The organism is Klebsiella sp. RCJ4 (assembly GCF_009025755.1).
GTDB classification, from domain to species: Bacteria; Pseudomonadota; Gammaproteobacteria; order Enterobacterales; family Enterobacteriaceae; genus Klebsiella; species Klebsiella michiganensis.
On record NZ_WCIN01000048.1, the window covers coordinates 125,456 to 146,264 of the forward strand.

A 20,809-nucleotide genomic window follows, 5' to 3' on the forward strand; every position below is an offset into this window, starting at 1 on the left:
GACAGGTTCCTGGATAACATGGAGTATGAGATGACCAGACCCGCAATTATCATTAATGAACTGGATGCAGAACGCATCGACAGACTGCTGGAACAACCGTCTTTCGCCAACTCACCGGTAGCGGACGCGCTGAATGACGAGCTTGACCGCGCGCAGATGCTGGCCCCGGAAGCCATGCCGCATGATGTTGTCAGCATGAATAGCAAGGTCAGATTTCGCGATTTAACCACCGGTGAAGAGCGCATCCGCACGCTGGTTTTCCCGGCGCAGGTCACGGATAGCGCCACCCAGCTTTCGGTGATGGCGCCGGTTGGCGCAGCCCTGCTGGGCCTCAAAGTCGGCAGCACGATTCACTGGGAATTACCGGGCGGCACCTCAACGCACCTTGAAGTGCTGGAACTGCTGTATCAGCCGGAGGCCGCTGGCGATTTTCACCGTTAATCTCCCCGCTGCCTGAAGCGTTTCGCGCTTTATCCAGAGGATGTTACTGCATCCTCTTTCTGCATCTTTCGCTCTTCTCCTCTCTTTTGACAAACTTTTACGCCGCCCTCGTACCGTTCTGACAATTTTGCGACCTGAATGGCACAATACTTTCCTATAATGTGTTGATATAAAAGCAGACGAACAAGGAGGAATGCATATGTATAAAACCATCATTATGCCCGTTGATGTCTTTGAAATGGAGTTAAGCGATAAAGCCGTTCGCCATGCGGAGTTTTTAGCCCAGCAGGACGGGGTTATCCATCTTCTCCACGTACTACCCGGTTCATCAAGCTTCACGATGAGTCGTTTTACCGCCGATCTGCGCCGCTTTGAAGAGCATTTGCAGCATGAAGCAGAAACGCGCCTGAAAACGATGGCCGGCCATTTCAGCATTGACCCGTCGCGAATCAAAATGCACGTCCGCTTTGGCAACGTGCGCGATATGGTCAATGAACTGGCCAATGAAATTAAAGCCGATGTGGTGGTGATAGGCTCCCGTAACCCTTCGATCAGCACCCATCTGCTAGGTTCCAACGCCTCAAGCGTGATTCGCCATGCGCATATTCCGGTGATGGTGGTCAGGTAGCGGCGGTAAGGTAAAAAAAGAGGCTACCCCAGGGTAGCCTCTTTGCTGTGCAGGTTTGGTCTTACTTTATTATGAATTATGCGGTCTTAGTGCGAATCAGGTAATCGAACGAGCTCAAAGACGCCTTCGCACCTTCGCCGGTGGCGATAATAATCTGTTTGTACGGAACGGTCGTGCAGTCGCCGGCAGCGAAAACGCCCTTCACGTTGGTTTCACATTTCGCATCAATGATGATTTCACCCATGCGGTTGCGCTCAATCGCGCCTTCCAGCCAGTTGGTATTCGGCAGCAGACCGATCTGCACGAAGATCCCCGACAGCGCCACGTGATGCTCATCGCCGCTCACGCGGTCGCGGTACTGCAGGCCAGTGACTTTGCTACCGTCGCCCACCACTTCCGTGGTCTGCGCGTTGAGAATGATATCGACGTTTTTCAGGCTGCGGACTTTATCCTGCAGAACCTGGTCGGCCTTCATTTCCGGCGCGAACTCCAGCAGAGTAACGTGTTCAACAACGCCTGCCAGATCGATTGCCGCTTCCACACCGGAGTTACCGCCGCCGATAACCGCCACGCGTTTACCTTTAAACAGCGGGCCGTCGCAGTGCGGGCAGTAGGTCACGCCCTTGGTACGATACTGATCCTCACCCGGCACGTTCATGTTACGCCATTTCGCGCCGGTGGCAATGATAACGCTACGCGCTTTCAGCACCGCGCCGGAGGCGGTCTCAACCTGATGCAGGCCGCCTTCAACCGTCGCCGGGATCAGTCTGGAGGCGCTCTGAGAATCGATCACATCAACATCGTATTCGCTGACGTGCGCTTTTAATGCGCCAGCCAGTTTCTGGCCTTCCGTTTTGGGTACTGAAATATAGTTTTCAATATCAACGGTATCCAGCACCTGGCCGCCAAAGCGTTCACCCATCAGGCCGGTACGAATACCTTTACGCGCGGAGTAAACGGCTGCCGCTGCGCCGGACGGACCGGAGCCAACGATTAAGACATCATAGGCTTCACGTTTATTCAGCTCTTCCGCCGCGCGTTTTTCCGCGCCGGTATCCACTTTGGCAACGATTTCCGTCAGCGTCATGCGACCCTGACCAAATTCCTTACCGTTCATAAATACCGCCGGTACGCCCATCACGTTGCGTTCGGTGATTTCATTCTGATACGTTCCGCCGTCAATCGCCGTGTGCTTGATGCGCGGGTTCAGTACCGCCATCAGGTTCAGCGCCTGAACCACGTCCGGGCAGTTATGGCATGAAAGCGAATAGTAGGTTTCGAATTCAAAATCACCGTCGATATTGCGGATCTGCTCCAGCAGAGTCTGCGCTTCTTTTGACGGATGACCGCCGGTCCACAGCAGAGCCAGAACTAAAGAGGTGAATTCATGTCCCAGCGGAGAGCCGGCAAAGCGCGGCCCCTGGCTGGAGCCGGGGTTGGTAATCAGGAATGACGGCTTACGCACCGCCAGGCCGTTATCTTCTTTGAAGGTGACTTTATCTGACAGTTCAGCAATTTCAGCCAGCAGTTCCCTGATTTCTGCCGATTTAGCGCCGTCATCCAGCGTGGCAATCAGCTCAACAGGTTTGGTCAGCTTCTCAAGATAAGCCTTGAGCTGGGTTTTCATGTTGGTGTCGAGCATTTTTATCTCCTGGGCTTAAAACATCATCATGCAAGCGGCCTCGTTCAGGCAGCCTGAATACGCTTGCATCATGGTGTTGGAATAAAATGGGCGCCGGTGCGCCCATGACTGAAATAATTTCCCAAGTATTTCACGCCATAGCTGCGTTGGCGTGAAAGACGATGGAAATTTAGATTTTGCCGACCAGGTCCAGAGATGGAGCCAGAGTCGCTTCACCTTCTTTCCATTTAGCCGGGCACACTTCGCCTGGGTGAGAAGCTACGTACTGAGCTGCTTTGATTTTACGCAGCAGGTCAGACGCGTCGCGGCCGATACCTTCAGCGGTAACTTCGATAGCCTGGATGATACCCTGCGGGTCAACAACGAAGGTGGCACGATCTGCCAGGCCTTCATCTTCACGCATGTTGTCGAAGTTACGGGTCAGGGCGCCAGTCGGGTCGCCGATCATCGCGTATTTGATTTTCGCGATGGTTTCAGAGCTGCTGTGCCACGCTTTGTGGGTGAAGTGAGTGTCGGTAGAGACGGAGTAAACGTCTACGCCCAGCTTCTGCAGTTCTTCGTAGTGGTCTGCCACATCGCCCAGTTCGGTCGGGCAAACGAAGGTGAAGTCAGCCGGGTAGAAGAAGAAGACGCTCCAGCGGCCTTCAGTATCTTTCTCGGTAACTTCGATGAATTCACCGTTTTTGAACGCCTGGTTTTTGAAAGGTTTGATTTTGGTATTAATTAAGGACATCTATACTTCCTCCGTGTTTTCGTTGAGGTCTAAGTTAACGAATTTTTCCTGACTCGACCAATGCGTTTGCATTATCGAATCAATAAGCGTTATCTAACAACCGGAACAAGACAACTTTGTGAACCTGTCAACGCGATGACAATCTTCTACCGCGTTTCGCATTATATGCGCTGAAAAGTAAAAAGGCCGCCCTCGCAGGCGGCCCCGTTACCTGAAACACCCGCAGGTAGGTTCAGCGCCAGTAGCTGGCAATGTGTTGCGCTCTACACCTTAATGTAACAGCTAAGGGATTACATCACCCGCTGAACGAAAGGGCAATCCACGCGGCGGCAGGTCTTATCTATGACTGTAATAGGTTTTACCGCTACCCCTACTTTTCCGGTGATTTCACAGAGCATTACCATGTCAAAATGCCCGTTCTTTGTGACATGTTTCCCGCGTTAGCGCGATGCAGACGCCCCCACTGCCGCTCTTCCACTTGCCATACTTGCCCGCAGGACCAGCGAAAGCCGGAGAATAAAGAATTTAATTACCGCCCGCGGTTGATGAACATCCTCAGTGCCGCTCACGTATCAGTAATTTATAATATGAATAACCAAATAAACTTCAACAAGCGTTCAGGCTTCCCGTTAAAGAAAAACTACAGATGCTAAGCGGGGCAAGGTAAGTATTTATAAATAACCCACTCCCCTGACTTTAGCGGTACACAAAAGGATCTGGTAGAATACGCAACGGTAGTATATATTTAGATAAACTTAATGACGGCGCCTGCATTAAATAACAAGAAACAAATATTCATACAATGAATATAATACAGATATATATTCACCAGTTTCCCTTACCGCCAGCTTAACAGGACGTTGATAATGGCTAATCTTTACGATCTTAAGAAATTTGATCTGAACCTACTCGTTATTTTCGAATGTATTTACCAGCATTTAAGCATCAGTAAAGCGGCGGAAACGCTATTTATTACGCCCTCCGCCGTCAGTCAGTCGCTTCAGCGGCTACGCACCCAGCTGAATGATCCGCTATTCGTTCGTTCAGGTAAAGGAATTACGCCGACCACCGTAGGGGTTAATCTCCACCATCATCTTGAAAAAAATCTTAATCAATTAGAACAAACTATTTATCTCACCAATCGTTCTGAGTTAAAGAAACGCCTGGTTGTCTATGCGCCGCAGCTTTTTATTACCCCAAAAACAACCAGCCTGATCCATATGTTATTAGATGATTCAAACTTACACGTAGAACATCACGATCTGCTGGCGTCCGGAGAGTCGGTAGAAAGCCTGTTGGCCTACCGTAAAGCCGACCTGATATTTAGCACCACGCCCCTGTCATCGCGGGCTACCGTGTGTAAACGTATTCAGGAGCTGGGCATTTCTCTGGTCTGTAGTGAAAATCATCCTCGGCTGGCATCGCTAACAACGACGAAAGCCATACTGCAGGAGCGCTTTACGTATTATATTTGCAACGATCAGGGAACGAAGTCGTTTCAAAGCCAGGCGGCCGGCATACTGTCTGACAGGAAAATTTCGTTCCGTAGCGATTCATACATAGCGATCCTTAATGTTATTCAGCAAACTGATATTATTGGGTTTGTACCCACCTGTATTTTAGAACACATCAGTTTCCATAATAAATTTAAGGTTATAGAGGCGCCATTTAAGATCCCTTCCATCACTATTTATATGATTTACAATCGGGTAAACCTTGACGACCCGAACTTTGCAAACTTTATCGACGAATGTGAAAAGAATAAAATTATTGAATAGTTAATGCCATTTAATTTGATTAACGAATAATAAGTAATCTCTTGATTAAGAAATAAATGTGATATAAGTACACAGTATCTTTTAGCATTAAAGGAATAATGGCTGTGTCTTTTATAAAACTTCCATTACCCGAGTCCGTTCTGCAGGCCAGTCAGCAGCGAATAGAATGGGTAATGGAAAACTTCTCCCGTGTTTGCGTCTCTTTTTCTGGCGGTAAAGATTCTACAATCATGCTGCATCTCACGGCGCAGCACGCCCGCCGTACAGGCAAAAAGATTTGCGTCCTGTTTGTGGATTGGGAAGCGCAGTTCTCTTGCACCATTGCGCATTGTAAAAAGATGCGCGCAGAGTATCGCGACGTTATTGAGCAATTTTTCTGGGTCGCGTTGCCTCTCACTACCCAGAATTCTCTGACCCAATATCATCCCGAATGGCAGTGCTGGGAACCCGGCGCGCCCTGGGTGCGACAACCGCCAAAGGACGCGATTACCGATCCCGGCTTTTTCCCGTTTTATCAATCGGGCATGAGTTTTGAAACGTTCGTTCGCGAATTTGCCGATTGGTTTTCGCAAAACCGCCCCGCGGCGGTGATGATCGGCATCCGCGCCGATGAATCGTTAAATCGGTTTATCACCATCTCCTCGCAGCGCAAGCTTCGCTTCGCCGACGATAAACCCTGGACCACCTCCGCGCCGGGCGGACACGCGTGGTACATCTATCCTATCTACGACTGGAAAACCGCCGATATCTGGACCTGGTTCGGCAAAAGCGGCCTGTCCTACAACCCGCTCTATAACCTGATGTATCAGGCGGGCGTTCCGCTGCGCTATATGCGTATCTGCGAACCCTTTGGCCCGGAGCAGCGCCAGGGGCTGTGGCTCTACCATGTGCTGGAGCCTGAACGCTGGGCCGCCATGTGCCATCGCGTCAGCGGCGTCCACTGCGGCGGAGTTTATGCCGGTCACGATAATCAGTTCTACGGCCATCGAAAGCTGGATAAACCTGCGCAGCATACCTGGAAAAGCTACGCCCTGTTTTTACTCGACAGCATGCCGGAGAAAACGGCGGAACATTACCGCAATAAAATCGCCGTCTATCTTCACTGGTACCAAAAAAAGGGAATGATAGATATTCCGGACACGCAGCCGGCGGATATTGGCTCGAAAGACGTCCCGTCCTGGCGGCGCATCTGTAAAGTTCTGTTGAACAATGATTACTGGTGCCGCCAGCTCTCTTTCAGCCCGACCAAAGCGAATCAATATAAACGCTATCGCGAACGGATGAATAAAAAGCGCCAGCAATGGGGGATACTATGCAACGACAATTAATCCAGGATCTCGAACGCTATCTGCAATCGCTGGAAGATGAAGAGGAAAAGATTACTGCGCTTAACGCCTTTCGCCAGATTCTGCATGAATATAGCCCCTTCAAATCCCAACCGGTTGACTGCGTATTGTGGGTAAAACAGGGCGCCGTTTTGCCTAATGATTACAACCCAAATAATCTTGCGCCACCGGAAAAACGCCTGCTGTTTACCTCGCTGGAAACGGACGGCTTCACGCAGCCCGTTGTGGTAGTGAAACAGGATCAGGAGCGCTATTCCATTATCGACGGTTTTCACCGTCATGAGCTGGCGAGCGGCAGAGCGGCGCTGAAGAAACGACTGAAAGGCTACCTTCCCGTCACCTGCCTGGAAAAGAGCAGCCCCAGGCGTGATTCGCTGATGGCCGCCACCATCCGCCACAACCGGGCGCGCGGACGTCATCAGATTCATGCGATGTCGGAAATCGTCCAGGAGCTGGCGCATCTCGGCTGGTGTGACGAGAAAATCGGCAAAGAGTTAGGGATGGACTCAGACGAAGTATTGCGCCTGAAGCAAATCAACGGTCTGGTGGAGATGTTCAGCGACCGTCAATTTTCTCAGGCGTGGACCGTTAAATAACTACAGACGACACAGTCGTTCCGCCGCAGCCAGCAGCGTGGCTGGCTGTTTGGCGAAGCACAGGCGTATCAGCTTATGCGGGAACGGATCGGCGCAGAACACCGATAGCGGAATCGCCGCGACGCCGATTTCGGTGGTTAACCAGCGGCAGAAGCTGACATCATCCAGATCCGAGACCGCGCTGTAGTCCGCCAGCAGGAAGTAGGTCCCTTCGCAGGGCAAAATGTCCAGCCGACTGGCGCGCAGCGCATCAATAAACAGGTCCCGCCGCTCGCGGTAAAACGCCGGCAGCTGGCGATAGTGCTCCGGCTCGCTGCGCAGCATATCGGCAATCGCCAGCTGAGCGGGCGTATTGACGGCAAAAGTCAGATACTGATGCACTTTACGCAGCTCGGCGCTAATGGCGGCAGGCGCCACGCAGTAGCCCACCTTCCAGCCGGTCATATGGAAGGTCTTGCCAAACGAAGAGACCGCCACCGCCCGCTCGCGCAGCTGCGGATGCGCCAGCACGCTGGCATGCCCTTCGGCGGCAAAGCAGATATGTTCGTAAACCTCATCGCTCAGCACATAGATTTCACGATCGGCAATCGCCTGCCACAGCGCGGCAAAATCTTCCCGCTGCCATACCGTCGCTGACGGGTTGTGCGGCGTATTGAGGATAACCAGTCGGGTTTTGTCGCTGAGGCTCGCGGCGAACTGCTGCCAGTCAACGCGAAAATGCGGCGGCTGGAGAGCAATGCGCTTCAGCACGCCGCCCGAAAGCTCAATCGCCGGGGCGTAGCTATCATAGCTAGGGTCAAAGCAAATGACTTCGTCGCCGGAACGTACCAGCGCGGTAATCGCCGCATACAGCGCTTCCGTCGCGCCAGCGGTAACGGTCACGTCGCTGTTGGCATCGGGACGATAGCCGTACAGCTCTTCCGTTTTATCGACGATGGCGTCGCGTAGCGCGGCCACGCCTGTCATCGGCGCGTACTGATTCGCCCCCTGCGCCACGTGATACGCCAGACGCTCCTGCAGATAGCGCGGACCATCGAAATCCGGGAACCCCTGCGACAGGTTAATCGCCTGATGCTGCTGGGCCAGAGCGCTCATTTGGGTAAAGATCGTGGTGCCAAGTGAAGGGAGTTTACTCTCAGGAATCAGTGGCTTATTGCTCATTCTTTTTGTACCGTCTGTCATGCTGTTGTTGAAGCCACTATAACACGATGTTAATATTTGGCAATCAAGACGCTTAGACGTCTAAATGATAATGTTATTTCGCTTATGCTTATGAGTGGAAAACAGCGAGCAGCACAACGCCACCGTCAGCACGACCTACCGCTCACTCTGGAGAACTCATGATCCGCGCTATCGTGACCGATATTGAAGGCACCACCAGCGACATTCGCTTCGTCCACAACGTCCTGTTCCCGTACGCTCGCGAACGCCTGGCCGGCTTCGTGACCGCCCAGCAGTTTGTCGATCCGGTAAAGACCATTCTCGATAACCTGCGCGAAGAGATCGCCCAACCGGCGGCCAGCGTCGAGCAGCTTATTGCTACCCTGTTCGCCTTTATGGATGAAGACCGCAAATCCACCGCCCTCAAGGCGCTCCAGGGGATTATCTGGCGCGAAGGCTACGTCAATGGCGACTTCACCGGCCACCTGTATCCTGACGTCCTGCCGTCGCTGGAAAAATGGAAGTCACAGGGTATTGATTTATATGTATATTCCTCAGGCTCCGTCGCCGCGCAGAAATTGTTATTTGGCTACAGCGACGAAGGTGATATTACTCATCTGTTCAACGGCTATTTCGATACCCTGGTAGGCGCCAAGCGCGAAGCGCAGTCCTACCGCAATATTGCTGAGCAGCTGGGACAGCCTCCTGCCGCCATCCTGTTCCTGTCCGATATCCATCAGGAGCTGGATGCCGCCGAAGAGGCCGGCTTCCGCACCCTACAGCTGGTGCGCGGCGACCGTGACCCGGCCAGCCACCATCCGCAGGTTCAGCGTTTTGACGATATTCATCCGGAGCAGATCCCAGCATGAGCGCATTAACCATTTTTTCCGTGAAAGACCCGCAAAATACTCTCTGGCACAGCACGAACGCCGAAGAGATCCAGCAGCAGCTCAACGCCAAAGGCGTCCGCTTCGAGCGCTGGCAGGCCGACCGCGATTTAGGCCCGGCGCCAGCCTCAGAAACGGTGATTGCCGCCTATCAGCATGCGATTGATAAGCTGGTGGCTGAGAAGGGTTACCAGAGCTGGGACGTGATCAGCCTGCGTGCGGATAATCCGCAGAAAGAGGCGCTGCGGGAAAAATTCCTCAACGAGCATACCCACGGGGAAGACGAAGTGCGCTTCTTCGTCGAGGGAGCCGGCCTGTTTTGCCTGCATATTGGCGACGAGGTATTCCAGGTGCTCTGTGAAAAGAACGACCTGATTTCCGTTCCGGCGCACACGCCGCACTGGTTTGATATGGGCTCGGAGCCCAACTTCACCGCTATCCGCATCTTCGACAACCCGGAAGGCTGGATTGCCCAGTTTACCGGCGACGATATCGCCAGCGCCTACCCGCGGCTGGCGTAACGCGCCTTATCCGGGCTACCGATCTACAGACAACTGTGAACATGTAGCCCGGGCAGGCGCCCTGCGCCGCCCCCGGGAGCAGAACGCAGCGTGGCTGAATTTCCCGGAGGCGATGCTGCGCATCTGTTCGGGCTATCCGCCCCAGGAGGGTTTTGATTCCGTAAGCCGGGAATTACCGGGCGCCTAACCCTGAATAAAGATCGGCGGGTCGAAAGCGGTCACCGGCGGCAGCGCGTCCCGCCACGGCGCAATCTCCACCCAGCAGCTTTGGGCGCTGCAGCCCTGCCCCAGCCGCGAGCTGCCGCGATCCTCGGTCAACACGTTGGGATTGCCGTGCTTATCCAGAGACCCCTTTTCAGCCGGATCCAGCGGATCGTACCAGGCGCCGGTCGACATCTGCACCACTCCGGGCAAAATCTGCTCGCTGAGGTGCACCCCGGCAAGAATGGCTCCCCGGGCGTTATAGACCTTGACCACGCTGCCTTCGCTGATATCCCGCGCCTGCGCATCCTGCGGATGCATCCACAGCGGCTCGCGCCCCTGGATTTTCGTCGCCCGGCTCACGCTGCCGTGATCGTACTGACTGTGCAGGCGGGTGCGCGGCTGGCTGGAGAGCAGATGCAGCGGCCAGCGCGCCGCCTCCTGCCGCTGCCAGGCCGCCTCCTGCTCATCCCACCACGGGTGGCCGGGACACTCGCGATAGCCAAACCCGGCGATGGTTTCGGAAAAAAGCTCAATCTTGCCGGAAGGCGTAGAGAGCGGATAGCGCTGCGGGTCGGCGCGAAAATCCGCCAGGAAAACCTGCGGTTTCTCCGGCGCACTGTATTCCAGCACCCCCTGCCGCCAGAATTCATCAAACGACGGCAGCGCGATCCCCTCTTCCCGCGCGCGCGGCCGCGACGCTTCGTAGATCTCCCGCAGCCACTGCCCGGCGTCGCGCCCCTCGCTAAAGCGCTCGCCGCAGCCCAGCCGCTCGGCAAGGTCGCAGAAGATGGCGTAATCATCGCGCGCTTCGCCTACCGGCGGGATCTGCGCGCTCATGGCGATCATAAAACCGTCGTGACCGCCGCTGCCGATATCTTCCCGCTCCAGCGAAGTGGTGACCGGCAGAACGATATCGGAAAATTTGGCCTGCGCGGTCCAGAACTGTTCATGAACGACCACCGTTTCCGGCCGCCGCCAGGCTTCACACAGGCGGTTAATATCCTGATGATGATGAAACGCGTTGCCGCCGGCCCAGTAGACGAGGCGGATGTCGGGATAGCGCAGATGCTGGCCGTCAAACTCGTATGCCTCGCCCGGATGCAGCAGCATATCGGAAAGGCGCGCCACCGGAATCACCTGGTTTACCGCGTTCTCTCCGGCGGGAAGGCGCGGGCCGGAAAAGGCCTTACGCGCCGCCCCCGCCAGATTGGTGCAGGCGTAGCCAAACCCCAGGCCGCCGCCTGGCGTACCGATTTGCCCCAGCAGCGCAGTGAGCGCCACCGTCGCCCAGTAGGCCTGCTCGCCCTGGCGCGCCCGCTGAATCGACCAGGAGATATTGACCATCGTGCGCTGGCTGGCCATCTCGCGCGCCAGCGCGGCAATCCGCTGCGCCTCAATACCGGTTATCGCCGCCGCCCACTCCGGCGTTTTTGCGACGCCATCGCTCTCCCCCATCAGGTAGGCGCGATAGGGCGCGAAACCCACGGTATGGCTGGCGATAAAACCGCTGTCGTAGAGGGATTCATTAATCAGCACATAACAGAGCGCCAGCAGCAGCGCGGTATCGGTTCCCGGACGAACCGCAAGCCACTCGGCGCTCTCCACGGCGCTCAGGTCATTGCGCACCGGGCTGATATTGATAAAGCGCGTCCCCTGCGCCTGCATCTTTTCCAGCCAGTATTTCAGCATATGGTCGTTGGCGCCGCCGCCGTTGACCTGCGCATTACGCAGCGGCAGGCCGCCGAATGCGACAAACAGCTGGCATTCGCGCGCCAGCTCGGAAAAGTGGGTGTGCTGGCGGTGCAGCGGGCTCAGCGGCCCGAGAATATGCGGCAGGATGCGCTCGCCCGCCGCGCTGCTGTAGGTGTTGGTGCTGGCGGTATAGCCGCCGAAGCACTTGAGGAAGCGGTGCAGCTGACTTTGCGCGTGGTGAAAACGGCCGGCGCTGGCCCAGCCGTAGGAGCCGCCGAAAATCGCCTCATTGCCGCAGCGCGCTTTGACCGAATTCAGTTCGCGGGCCAGTAAATCGAGCGCCACCTCCCAGCTCACCTCAACAAACGGCTCTTTACCGCGCCCCTCGCGCGAAGCCGGGCCATTTTGCAGGTAGCCCGCGCGCACCGCCGGACGGCGAATGCGCGTCTTGCTGGTGACTGCATCGGGGAGCGACTGACCAATACGTGAGGGATTTTTATCCCAGGGCACCGGCGTCACCGCCTCAATGTTGCCGTCACGGGCCTGGACCTGCCAGGTTCCCCAGTGCATTACGGTCAGATTATGTTGTTTTTTCATCTTGCCTGTTTTCTTCTCACCCGATAAAGGCCGCCATAATAAAGCGTGCGAATCCTGGGAATAAAATACGTATCACCATACAATCTGCTGCTGAGAAAGGATTTTCCACGCAGAATAGCTCTACGCCATTCCAGGATGCGATATATTACAGCGACAGAATAATTTTAATTAAGCAGCAATCTTTATTTGAATAAATAAGAGTTGCAAGCAAATTAAGCCCACAAAATAAAAAGGGATTAAGCTGCATCATGAAATATTTTCAGGTTACAGATAACAAATTTACGTTTTCCTCAGGCAAATCTGCGATATAACATCGTTAATATGCCCTAAATAATTCAAGTTTCAGGAAGGCGGCAAGTAAGAGAGTCCCGATGAGCTTACTCAAGTAAGTGATTCGGGTGAACGCACGTAGCCAACGCACATGCAACTTGAAGTATAACGGGTATAACTTAGACATATTTTGTATTTGAGATTGTGTGGCTGTTGTTGTCATGCTACTGCTCCGCACAGCCACCTCCATCACAGGACCATAATAAGAATGTCGCAGAAAATGAAATTATTGCCCATCGCGCTGGGCCTGCTCTCGCTCGCCTCCGTCAACGCTCTGGCGGCGGAGGCCTTATCACTTCAGGGAAAAACTATCGGCGTCGCCGTGGTCGGGACGCAGCACTTCTGGGATCGTGAAGCCTATAAGGGTGCGACCGAAGAGGTAGAGAAACTGGGGGGTAAAGTAATCGGCGTCGATGGCGGCCGCGATAACCAGGTTCATGCGAATAACCACGATATTTTACTGTCGCGCAAGGTCGATGCGGTAATTAGCATTCTGGGCGACAGCGCCGTTGAGCCTAAATTCAAAGCGCTACGCGATGCCGGCATTCCGGTATTTACCGTAGACCACGTTTCAAAATATTCGGTCAATAACACCACCTCCGATAACTACACCCTGGGATCGACCATTGGTCGCTATATGGCCGATGAACTGGGCGGCAAAGGCAACGTTGCGGTATTTAACGCATTCTCCAGCTCCCTGCGTATTTGCGGCATTCGTTATGACCAGTGGAAATATGTCCTCAAGGATTATCCGGATATTCACATTATTCAGCCGGAGCTGGCCGAGCAGTTTGCCAACTCGCCGGAAGATGCGCGTAAGAAAACCCTCGAACTGCTGAGCCAGTATCCAAAAGGCAAACTCGACGCCATCCATGTCGCCTGCTGGGATCAGCCGGCTATCGGTATTGTCCAGGCGCTGGAAGAGACCGGCCGCGATAAAGACGTCAAGGTCACCGCGATCGACGCCGGCCCGGAAACCCTGGAGATCATGGCCGAGCCGGGCAGCCCGTTCGTCGCCAACGTCGCCCAGCAGCCGCACCTGATCGGCCAGACCTCCGCCGATAACGTCGCGCGCTACTTCGACAAACAGAAGCTGCCGCTGCAGACCTTTATTCCGGTGGTGCCGGTGAAAGGCCCGCAGGAGGCAAAAACGGTCTACAAACAGCTGGGATATGGCGAACTGCAGTGATCACTCCATCCTCCGGCGGGGTTAACCCCGCCGCTGGTCTGGCGATGAACCAGATCGGCAAAAGCTTTGCCAACGTGACTGCATTAAATGCGGTCACGCTGCTTCTGAATCCCGGTGAAATTCACGGCCTGATCGGCGAGAACGGCGCGGGAAAATCGACGCTAATAAAAATCCTCGCGGGCGTCTACCGGGCCGACAGCGGCAGCGCCACCCTTGACGGCGCGCCGCTGCCGCTCGGCAATCCCGCGGCGATTGAAGCGCTGGGTATCCGCGTTATTCACCAGGAACTCAACCTAATCCCGCACTTTACGGTGGCGGAATCGGTGTTTCTCGGCCAGGAGTACCGCACCCGCTGGGGCGCGCTGGACCGGCGGCGAATGAACGCGGCCACCCGGGCGTTTTTCCGCGACAGCTGGCAGCTGGATATTCATCCCCGCCGCCTGATCCGCGACCTCAGCCTCGCCGAACGCAAGCTGGTGCAAATCGCCAGAGCGCTGATCGACGGCGCGGCAAAGCTGGTGGTATTCGATGAGCCCACCGCGCCGCTGGAAGCGCAGGAAGCCGGCCTGGTCACCTCCGCGATTCTGCGCCTGCGGGAACAGGGGATCGCGATTCTCTACATTTCCCACTATCTCAACGAAATCGCCGCCCTTTGCGATCGCGGCACGGTGCTACGTAACGGCGAGGTGGTCGGCTACCCCGACCGGGCGCTTCTGCAGAATACCGACGCGCTGATCAAAATGATGGTCGGCCGCGATATCGAACAGCTCTATACCCCGCGCCAGAGCAGCGCGCATCAGGTCGATGCCGCTGCCCCGGTACTGTCGGTTCGCCATCTCAGCGACGGGCAGCAGTTACGCGATATTACCTTTGATATTCAGCCGGGCGAGATCGTCGGCGTCGCCGGACTGCTGGGCGCCGGGCGCGACGTGCTGATCGATCTGCTTTACGGGCTACGCCGCGCCCGCAGCGGTACGATAAGCGTTGACGGCCAGCCGAAGCGGCTGCGGACGCCGTATCAGGCTACCCGGGCCGGACTGGCCCTGGTGCCGCGCGACCGCCGCCATCAGGGGCTGATTCTCCCCTTCACCACCGCCGACAATATCAATCTGGCCTCGCTACCGGAGACCGCCACTTTCGGCTGGGAGCACCGCGGCCGGGCGCTGGAAAAAGCGCGCAGCTGGATCGACCAGCTCTCTATCCGCCCCGGCCGTCCGGAGCTTCCGGTGCGCTTCATGAGCGGCGGCAACCAGCAAAAGGCGATTCTCGCCCGCTGGCTGGGCACCGATGCGCGGCTTTTTATTCTTGATGAACCCACTCTCGGGGTGGATATCGGCGCGCGCCGCGATATTTATCAGCGCACCCGCGAGCTGGCGGATCGCGGTCGCGGCGTACTGGTCTCATCCAGCGACGCGCCGGAGCTGCTGGGCCTTTGCGACCGCATCCTGGTGATGTGGCGCGGCGAGCTGGTGGCCAATCTCCCGACCCGGGGGCTGACGCTGGACGCGCTGCTGGTGACGATTAACGGTGGACAGGAACAACAGGTATGAGTGCAGGTATCCAACGCCGCCCCCTTCCGGGCATCACGACGCTTATCGAAAAATTTCCCCTGATTCTCTTTTTTGCGCTGCTGGTCTGGCTCAGCCTGCAGTCGCCTTTCTTTTTAAGCTGGCAAAATATCAGCATGATGCTGGTGCAAAGCGTACCGCTGGCGATCCTCTGCTTCGGCCTGGTCTGCGTGATTGCCGTCGGCGGCGATGATGTGGTCTCCGGCGGCATCGACCTGTCGCTGCCCGCCATCGCGGTGCTCGGCGTCGCGCTGCTCAGCCTCGGCATGGCGGAGTGGAACACCCCTTACCTGGCGCTGTTGTTACTGCTGATCGCCGTTAGCCTGGCCTGCGGCGCCGTCAACGCCACGCTGGTGCTGGCGGCGGGCCTGCCGCCGCTGCTGGCGACCCTGTCAACTTCGGTGGCCTTCACCGGCCTGACCGACCTGCTGACCGGCCAGCGGCGCATCGCGGTGAGCGACCCGCTGATGGTGGCCTTTCGCGATAACGATTTATTTGGCATTCCCTGGCCGCTGATCTATCTGCTGGCGGTCTTCGCGCTGTTTCAGTTTTTGCTCCACCACTCCCGCTTCGGCCAGCATTTACAGGCGGTGGGCGGTAACCGCGATATGGCGCAGATGAGCGGACTCAACGTTCGCCGTTTGACCATTATCGTCTGGCTGCTGGCGGGCATCGCCGCCGGCCTGGCGATTTTGCCGCTGCTCAGCCAGGGTTCAGGCAGCTCCAGCGGCACGGCGACGCCGCTGCTGCTGGAAACCGTCCTCGCGACCTTTATCGGCGCGGCGTTCTCGCGGCGGCGCGTGGTCACCATCTGGGGGGCGCTGCTCGGCGCGGTGCTGGTCAACGCGCTCTCTAACGGGCTCGGCCTGCTGGGAGTGAATATTTTCTGGATGGGCGCGATCAAAGGCGGCCTGATCCTCTTGGTGCTGGCGGCTTCAGCGGTCAGACATAAAGGAGGCCATTAATGAGCCAACTGACGCTCAAGCCCCCCTCAACGGGGCAAACCGGCAGCGGTCCGCTGGCGTGGCTATCGCGGGCAGGATTCGGCGTCATTACCCTGCTGGCGATTGCCCTGTTCGGCTGGGCGAACCCGGTATTTCTGACCTTCGATAACTGGGCCAATTTGCTGCAGGGCAGCGCGATTCTGCTGATCGTGGCGATGGCGATGACCCTTATCGTTAGCGCCGGGGCGATTGACCTCTCCGTCGGCGTGGCGCTGGATTTCGGCGCCGCTTTTGCGCTGGTGGCGCTGAAGACCTGGCACCTGCCGTGGCAGGCGGCGGTGGGCTGCGCGCTGCTCGGCGGGGTGATTATCGGCCTGCTGAACGCCTTTCTGATCCTTGTCTGCCAGATTCGTCCGTTCCTCGCCACCCTCGGCACCTGGTTTATCGCCAGCAGCGCCGAGCGTATCTATACCGACGGCGGCGGCTCTATCTCCTACCGCCGGATGGCGCCGGAGTATCACGATCTGGCGGTCGGCAATATCGCCGGTATTCCGACGCCGGTGGTGATTGTGCTGGCGCTGTGGCTGGTAGCCTGGCTGCTGACCGAACGCACGCTGTTTGGCAAGTACGTGCGCGCTATCGGCCAGAACGGCGAAGCGGCGCGTATCGCCGGGATCCGCGACCGCCGGACCATGCTGTGGGTGCTGGTGGCGGCCTCCGCGCTGTGCGCCGTCGGCGGCGTCATTCTCTCCGCCAACCTGCGCCAGTTTACGCCGCTGGCCGGCCAGGCCTACCTGATGGACGCCATCGCCGCGGTCTTTATCGGCACCGCCTTTAACCGGCTCGGCCGGGTCAGCATCGCCGGCACCCTCGGCGGGGTGCTGTTTCTCGCGATTATTGATAATGGCCTGAACCTGATGGGGCTGAACTACCTGGTGAAGGATGCGCTGGTGGGCGTGATTCTGGTGATCGCGCTGGCCCTCTCCTTCTGGCAGGCTCGTCTGCGCCAGACCCATCGTTAAGCGGAGCACCTATGGCAGCTTTTGACGCCGTCTTTGTCGGCCTGACTATTCTTGATATCGCCGGTCGCCCGGTGATCGACATCCCGCCGCGCGGCGGGGTAGCCTTTATCGAACAAATTCGTCTTAACCCCGCCGGAACCGCCGCCGGGGCCAATATTAACGCCGCGAAGCTAGGCATTCGCACCGCCGCGGTGGCCTGCCTCGGTGAAGATGAAAAAGCCGATTTTATCCTCGCCAGCTACGCGCGGCTGGGGATCGACTGCTCGCTGGTCCAGCGTACGGCGCAGCAGGAAACGTCGGCGACGATCCTGCCCATCCGCCCTAACGGCGAGCGCCCGGCGCTGCACTGTCGGGGCGCTTCCGATGCGCTTTTTATCCGCGAAGAAGAGTTTGACGCGATCCTCGACTGCCGGTTCCTGCACCACGGCGGCACCGGCCTGCTGGCGGCGATGGATAGCGGGCAAAGCGCGCTGCTGCTGCGGGCGGCGAAAGCCCGCGGCGTCACCACCAGCTTTGATTTAATCGCCCCCGACGCGGGCACCCTGGATCTGCTGCGCCCGCTGCTGCCGTCGGTGGACTACTTTATGCCTTCCCTTGAAGAAGCGGCGTATCTCTCCGGGGAGACCCAGCCGGAAGCGATTGCCCGCGTCTTCTTTGCGCTTGGCGTCGGAACCTGCATTCTGAAGGACGGCGAAAACGGCTCCTGGCTGCTGACCCGCGACGGCGCCGTCGAGCATATCGCGCCGTTCCGGGTCGATGCCGTAGATACTACCGGCTGCGGCGACAGCTACTGCGGCGGCTTTATTGCCGCGCTGGCCCGGGGGTTAAGCGTCAAAGCGGCGTGCGAGGTGGCTTCCGCCGTCGCCGCGCTGGTGGCGACCGGCATGGGATCGGATGCCGGCGTGGTGGACTGGCAGCATACGCAGGAGTTTATGGCGACCCACCGTCGCGGATAACAAGCTTCGCCGCCGCATTGCGCGGCGGCAAGCGCGGCTTAACGCCACTGATAAAGCAGCGGCTCTCCGGCGACATAGCGCTGGAGGTCGGCGGCAATCATCGCCGTATGCTTAGCAATGCTCTCCCGCGTCGCCCCGGCGATATGCGGCGTAATAATCACGTTATCAAACTCGGTGACAAACGGATGGTCGCGCCACAGCGGCTCGCGATGGTAAACATCCAGCGCCGCGCCGCCCAGCGGGCCGTGGCGCAGCGCGTGAATCAGCGCTTCTTCGTCCACGACCGCCGCGCGCGAGGTATTGATCAGCAGCGCGCCCGGCTTCATGCTGTTCAACAATGGCGCGTTCACCAGCCCATCGCTGTGCGGGCCGCTGCTCAGATGCAGGCTCACGATATCCGCCTCGCGGAACAGCCCCTCAAGGGTCGTCTTTTGCAACCCCGGTTCGTTGATATCCTCAGCGGCGACAAACGGGTCCACCACCAGTACCGCCATGCCAAAGGCGCGGGCGATACGCGCCACCCGGCGGCCAATATTACCGTAGCCAATCAGCCCCAGGGTTTTGTTGCGCAGCTCGCTGCCTTTAAAGACTTCATAAGGGCTTTGCGGACTAACGTCCCACACAACATCGCGGCGCAGTCCGCTCTGGGTGGCCTGCGCGGCGTTTTCGGCGTGGGTGAATTCGCCGCGCTTCAGCGCCGCGTGGGATTGCGGAATATGCCGCGCCAGGCTCAGCATCAGCCCCAGCGTCAGCTCGGCGGCGGCGTCCGCGTTGCGCCCCGGCGTATAGAGCACGCGGATACCGCGCGCCTGGGCGGCTTTGGTATCGATGTTCACCGGATTGGCGCGGGTGCAGGCGATCACCTGTAAACGCGGGCAGGCGGCGATCACCGCTTCCGTCACCTCATCGTAGCTGGTCACCAGCACCTCGGCGTCGTGGGCCAGTTCGATCAGCTGGCCTGCGCTCAGCTTCGGCTTGCCCAGCGCCCAGCCTTCTACCCGCAGTTCGCCCAGTTGCTGAAAAGCGCTGAGGTCGCCGGCGTGTTCGGCGGTAAAAACAATTTTCATATGCGTTGTTCCTGAGAAATACGTTGAAGCGCCTCGCGGCGGGCCTGCCACACCGGGAGCATCTGCTCGCGCAGCAGGCGATACACCGGATAGAGCGCGGCGTAGCGGCTGTGCGCCTGCGGATGGGGTCGATAGCGGGTCTGCTCCAGCGCCGGATAGCGGCTCAGGGCATCGACGCTGCGCGCCGCCAGAATCGCCGCGCCGCGCGCGCTAAGCTCGTTGAAAGGACTGGAAACCACCGTTCTGCCGGTGCAGTCGGCAATGATTTGCAGCCAGGTCGCCGAAGCCGCGCCGCCGCCGGTCAGGTACAGTTCGCCGCCCTGCGGGTAGCCCTGAAGCGAGTCGACGATAGCGTAAGCCAGCCCTTCAAACACCGCCCGCAGCAGCTCCGCGCGGGTGGTGTGCTGGCTAATGCCGAAATAACCGGCCCGCGCCTCGGGGCTAAAGAACGGGGCGCGTTCGCCGTTGAGGTAGGGCTGCCAGAAGACGCCGCCGCTGCCGGGCTCAACGCTGGCGATATGCTGTTCCAGCTGCTGTAAATCCGGCTCCAGCGCAATCTGCTGCTGGAGCCAGTCGATGTTCGGCGTCCCGGCCTGCATCGGAAAAAGGTTAATAAAGCTGCCCGCTTCGGTATGGGTGACGTAGCGCGTCCCCTCGTTGACCGTCTGGCGACCGTGGCAGACGATACCGGTGCAGCAGGTGGTGCCAAGAATGGTATAAATATCGCCATCGTTGACCGCGCCGCAGCCCAGCGCCGCGCTGCACACATCCAGCGCCCCCGCCGCGACTGGCGTGGCGGCGGGAAGCCCGGTCAGCGCCGCGACCTCTTCACGCAGCGTTCCAGCCTGAGCGTCCGGCGCCAGCAGCGGTGGGAACAGAGATTGTAAATCTGCCAGGCCCATCTCATTGAGCACCACCGTGGATAGCTTCCCGCTCTGCTGATTCAGCAAAGAGGTACTGGCATCGGTAAGATCCAGCGCCGCGACACCGGTGAGGCGAAAGCGGATCCAGTCCTTGGCGAAAAACAGATAGCGGGCCGCCGCCAGCCGCTCCGGCTGGTGATGCTTAAGCCAGCACAGCTGCATACTGGTGTTGCAGGGCTGCAGATGGGTACCGGTATCGTCAAAGAAGCGACGGTCAAAACCGGGGCGACTGAGCAGTTCGCTCATCAGGTCGCGGCTGCGGGTGTCGCTCCACAGGATACCCGGCCCGACCGGTTCGCCTTCGGCGTCGCTGAGCCAGACCCCTTCGCCCTGCCCGGCAAGGCCGATGGCGCGTAAATGCCCGCTTTGCAGCGCCGGATACCGGGCAATATCGCGTAAAATCGCCACCACCGACTGCCACAGCTGGGCCATATCCTGCTCGGCGTGGCCGTTGGCCGACAGCCGCGGGCCGGTGTTCTGCGCCGCGCTGGCGCACGCCTGAAAGCGTTCATCAAACAGCACCGCTTTCACGCGCGAGGTGCCGATATCGATTCCGAGATAAAAATCCATGCCTGACCCGTTGG

Annotated in this window: 18 protein-coding genes; 12 read left to right on the forward strand and 6 right to left on the reverse strand. The window is 57.9% G+C overall.

The annotated features are described in order from the left end of the window. Positions 1–30: 30 nt before the first annotated feature. Both rnk and uspG read left to right on the forward strand, forming a co-directional pair. Entirely contained in the window at positions 31–441 is a 411-nt protein-coding gene (gene rnk, locus F8562_RS28215) for a nucleoside diphosphate kinase regulator (protein WP_094909294.1), read from the forward strand. Between the two features lie 199 nt (positions 442–640). After that, positions 641–1,069: a universal stress protein UspG gene (uspG, locus tag F8562_RS28220; RefSeq protein ID WP_004100140.1), complete on the forward strand. Its 429-nt coding sequence runs from the start codon at positions 641–643 to the stop codon at positions 1,067–1,069. A 76-nt stretch (positions 1,070–1,145) separates the two neighbouring features. Here uspG and ahpF read toward each other — a convergent pair whose 3' ends face one another. After that, positions 1,146–2,711, reverse strand: coding sequence for an alkyl hydroperoxide reductase subunit F (ahpF, locus tag F8562_RS28225; RefSeq protein WP_004848755.1), 1,566 nt, complete (start codon positions 2,709–2,711; stop codon positions 1,146–1,148). Between the two features lie 169 nt (positions 2,712–2,880). Then, entirely contained in the window at positions 2,881–3,444 is a 564-nt protein-coding gene (gene ahpC, locus F8562_RS28235; RefSeq protein WP_002894394.1) for an alkyl hydroperoxide reductase subunit C, read from the reverse strand. Positions 3,445–4,310: 866 nt separating this feature from the next. Here ahpC and citR point away from each other — a divergent pair. The 3 genes from citR (at position 4,311) to F8562_RS28250 (ending at position 7,164) form a co-directional block, all read left to right on the forward strand. Continuing rightward, on the forward strand, positions 4,311–5,222 hold the full coding sequence (citR, locus tag F8562_RS28240) for a DNA-binding transcriptional repressor CitR (RefSeq protein WP_014228389.1): 912 nt from the start codon (positions 4,311–4,313) through the stop codon (positions 5,220–5,222). Between the two features lie 104 nt (positions 5,223–5,326). Continuing rightward, positions 5,327–6,550, forward strand: a complete 1,224-nt coding sequence (locus tag F8562_RS28245; RefSeq protein WP_094909296.1) for a phosphoadenosine phosphosulfate reductase — start codon at positions 5,327–5,329, stop codon at positions 6,548–6,550. Next, positions 6,535–7,164 carry an IbrB-like domain-containing protein gene (locus F8562_RS28250; protein ID WP_014228387.1) on the forward strand — a complete coding sequence of 210 codons (630 nt, stop codon included), beginning with the start codon at positions 6,535–6,537 and terminating at the stop codon, positions 7,162–7,164. Before F8562_RS28245 ends, F8562_RS28250 begins: the two co-directional genes overlap by 16 nt. Here F8562_RS28250 and F8562_RS28255 read toward each other — a convergent pair whose 3' ends face one another. Continuing rightward, positions 7,165–8,310 (reverse strand): pyridoxal phosphate-dependent aminotransferase, encoded by a 1,146-nt coding sequence (locus F8562_RS28255; protein ID WP_160742792.1) that lies wholly within the window; start codon positions 8,308–8,310, stop codon positions 7,165–7,167. 194 nt (positions 8,311–8,504) lie between these two features. Between F8562_RS28255 and mtnC the strand changes: the two genes are divergently transcribed. Beyond that, positions 8,505–9,194, forward strand: a complete 690-nt coding sequence (gene mtnC / locus F8562_RS28260) for an acireductone synthase (RefSeq protein WP_014837800.1) — start codon at positions 8,505–8,507, stop codon at positions 9,192–9,194. Beyond that, positions 9,191–9,733: a 1,2-dihydroxy-3-keto-5-methylthiopentene dioxygenase gene (locus tag F8562_RS28265; RefSeq protein WP_014837799.1), complete on the forward strand. Its 543-nt coding sequence runs from the start codon at positions 9,191–9,193 to the stop codon at positions 9,731–9,733. The genes mtnC and F8562_RS28265 overlap by 4 nt, the downstream gene beginning before the upstream one ends. Before the next feature lie 183 nt (positions 9,734–9,916). Here F8562_RS28265 and F8562_RS28275 read toward each other — a convergent pair whose 3' ends face one another. Continuing rightward, the gene (locus tag F8562_RS28275; RefSeq protein WP_014837798.1) at positions 9,917–12,226 is read right to left on the reverse strand and encodes a molybdopterin-dependent oxidoreductase; all 2,310 of its coding nucleotides are present in this window, start codon (positions 12,224–12,226) and stop codon (positions 9,917–9,919) included. Positions 12,227–12,764: 538 nt separating this feature from the next. Between F8562_RS28275 and F8562_RS28280 the strand changes: the two genes are divergently transcribed. From F8562_RS28280 to F8562_RS28300, 5 genes are read left to right on the forward strand one after another with little or no spacing between them, the layout of a single operon-like run. Continuing rightward, positions 12,765–13,745: a sugar ABC transporter substrate-binding protein gene (locus tag F8562_RS28280; RefSeq protein ID WP_014837797.1), complete on the forward strand. Its 981-nt coding sequence runs from the start codon at positions 12,765–12,767 to the stop codon at positions 13,743–13,745. Between the two features lie 44 nt (positions 13,746–13,789). Next, a complete protein-coding gene (locus F8562_RS28285) occupies positions 13,790–15,295 on the forward strand; it encodes a sugar ABC transporter ATP-binding protein (RefSeq protein WP_047725149.1) in 1,506 nt (501 codons plus the stop codon). After that, positions 15,292–16,278 (forward strand): ABC transporter permease, encoded by a 987-nt coding sequence (locus F8562_RS28290; RefSeq protein ID WP_014837796.1) that lies wholly within the window; start codon positions 15,292–15,294, stop codon positions 16,276–16,278. Before F8562_RS28285 ends, F8562_RS28290 begins: the two co-directional genes overlap by 4 nt. Further along, the gene (locus F8562_RS28295; protein ID WP_094909295.1) at positions 16,278–17,279 is read left to right on the forward strand and encodes an ABC transporter permease; all 1,002 of its coding nucleotides are present in this window, start codon (positions 16,278–16,280) and stop codon (positions 17,277–17,279) included. Before F8562_RS28290 ends, F8562_RS28295 begins: the two co-directional genes overlap by 1 nt. Before the next feature lie 11 nt (positions 17,280–17,290). Next, on the forward strand, positions 17,291–18,235 hold the full coding sequence (locus tag F8562_RS28300; protein ID WP_014837794.1) for a carbohydrate kinase family protein: 945 nt from the start codon (positions 17,291–17,293) through the stop codon (positions 18,233–18,235). Positions 18,236–18,273: 38 nt separating this feature from the next. Here F8562_RS28300 and F8562_RS28305 read toward each other — a convergent pair whose 3' ends face one another. Further along, a complete protein-coding gene (locus F8562_RS28305) occupies positions 18,274–19,302 on the reverse strand; it encodes a 2-hydroxyacid dehydrogenase (RefSeq protein ID WP_004848726.1) in 1,029 nt (342 codons plus the stop codon). Then, a complete protein-coding gene (locus F8562_RS28310) occupies positions 19,299–20,795 on the reverse strand; it encodes an FGGY-family carbohydrate kinase (RefSeq protein WP_014837793.1) in 1,497 nt (498 codons plus the stop codon). The genes F8562_RS28305 and F8562_RS28310 overlap by 4 nt, the downstream gene beginning before the upstream one ends. Positions 20,796–20,809: the final 14 nt, after the last annotated feature.

Excerpts from the sequence above, each read along its gene's own strand:
- F8562_RS28290 (WP_014837796.1), top strand. The coding sequence starts at position 15,292 with ATGAGTGCAGGTATCCAACGCCGCCCCCTTCCGGGCATCACGACGCTT.
- F8562_RS28285 (WP_047725149.1), top strand. The coding sequence starts at position 13,790 with ATGAACCAGATCGGCAAAAGCTTTGCCAACGTGACTGCATTAAATGCG.
- F8562_RS28300 (WP_014837794.1), top strand. The coding sequence starts at position 17,291 with ATGGCAGCTTTTGACGCCGTCTTTGTCGGCCTGACTATTCTTGATATC.
- ahpC (WP_002894394.1), bottom strand. The coding sequence starts at position 3,444 with ATGTCCTTAATTAATACCAAAATCAAACCTTTCAAAAACCAGGCGTTC.
- citR (WP_014228389.1), top strand. The coding sequence starts at position 4,311 with ATGGCTAATCTTTACGATCTTAAGAAATTTGATCTGAACCTACTCGTT.
- F8562_RS28310 (WP_014837793.1), bottom strand. The coding sequence starts at position 20,795 with ATGGATTTTTATCTCGGAATCGATATCGGCACCTCGCGCGTGAAAGCG.
- F8562_RS28275 (WP_014837798.1), bottom strand. The coding sequence starts at position 12,226 with ATGAAAAAACAACATAATCTGACCGTAATGCACTGGGGAACCTGGCAG.
- F8562_RS28250 (WP_014228387.1), top strand. The coding sequence starts at position 6,535 with ATGCAACGACAATTAATCCAGGATCTCGAACGCTATCTGCAATCGCTG.
- F8562_RS28265 (WP_014837799.1), top strand. The coding sequence starts at position 9,191 with ATGAGCGCATTAACCATTTTTTCCGTGAAAGACCCGCAAAATACTCTC.
- ahpF (WP_004848755.1), bottom strand. The coding sequence starts at position 2,711 with ATGCTCGACACCAACATGAAAACCCAGCTCAAGGCTTATCTTGAGAAG.
- F8562_RS28295 (WP_094909295.1), top strand. The coding sequence starts at position 16,278 with ATGAGCCAACTGACGCTCAAGCCCCCCTCAACGGGGCAAACCGGCAGC.
- F8562_RS28280 (WP_014837797.1), top strand. The coding sequence starts at position 12,765 with ATGTCGCAGAAAATGAAATTATTGCCCATCGCGCTGGGCCTGCTCTCG.
- F8562_RS28305 (WP_004848726.1), bottom strand. The coding sequence starts at position 19,302 with ATGAAAATTGTTTTTACCGCCGAACACGCCGGCGACCTCAGCGCTTTT.
- uspG (WP_004100140.1), top strand. The coding sequence starts at position 641 with ATGTATAAAACCATCATTATGCCCGTTGATGTCTTTGAAATGGAGTTA.
- mtnC (WP_014837800.1), top strand. The coding sequence starts at position 8,505 with ATGATCCGCGCTATCGTGACCGATATTGAAGGCACCACCAGCGACATT.
- rnk (WP_094909294.1), top strand. The coding sequence starts at position 31 with ATGACCAGACCCGCAATTATCATTAATGAACTGGATGCAGAACGCATC.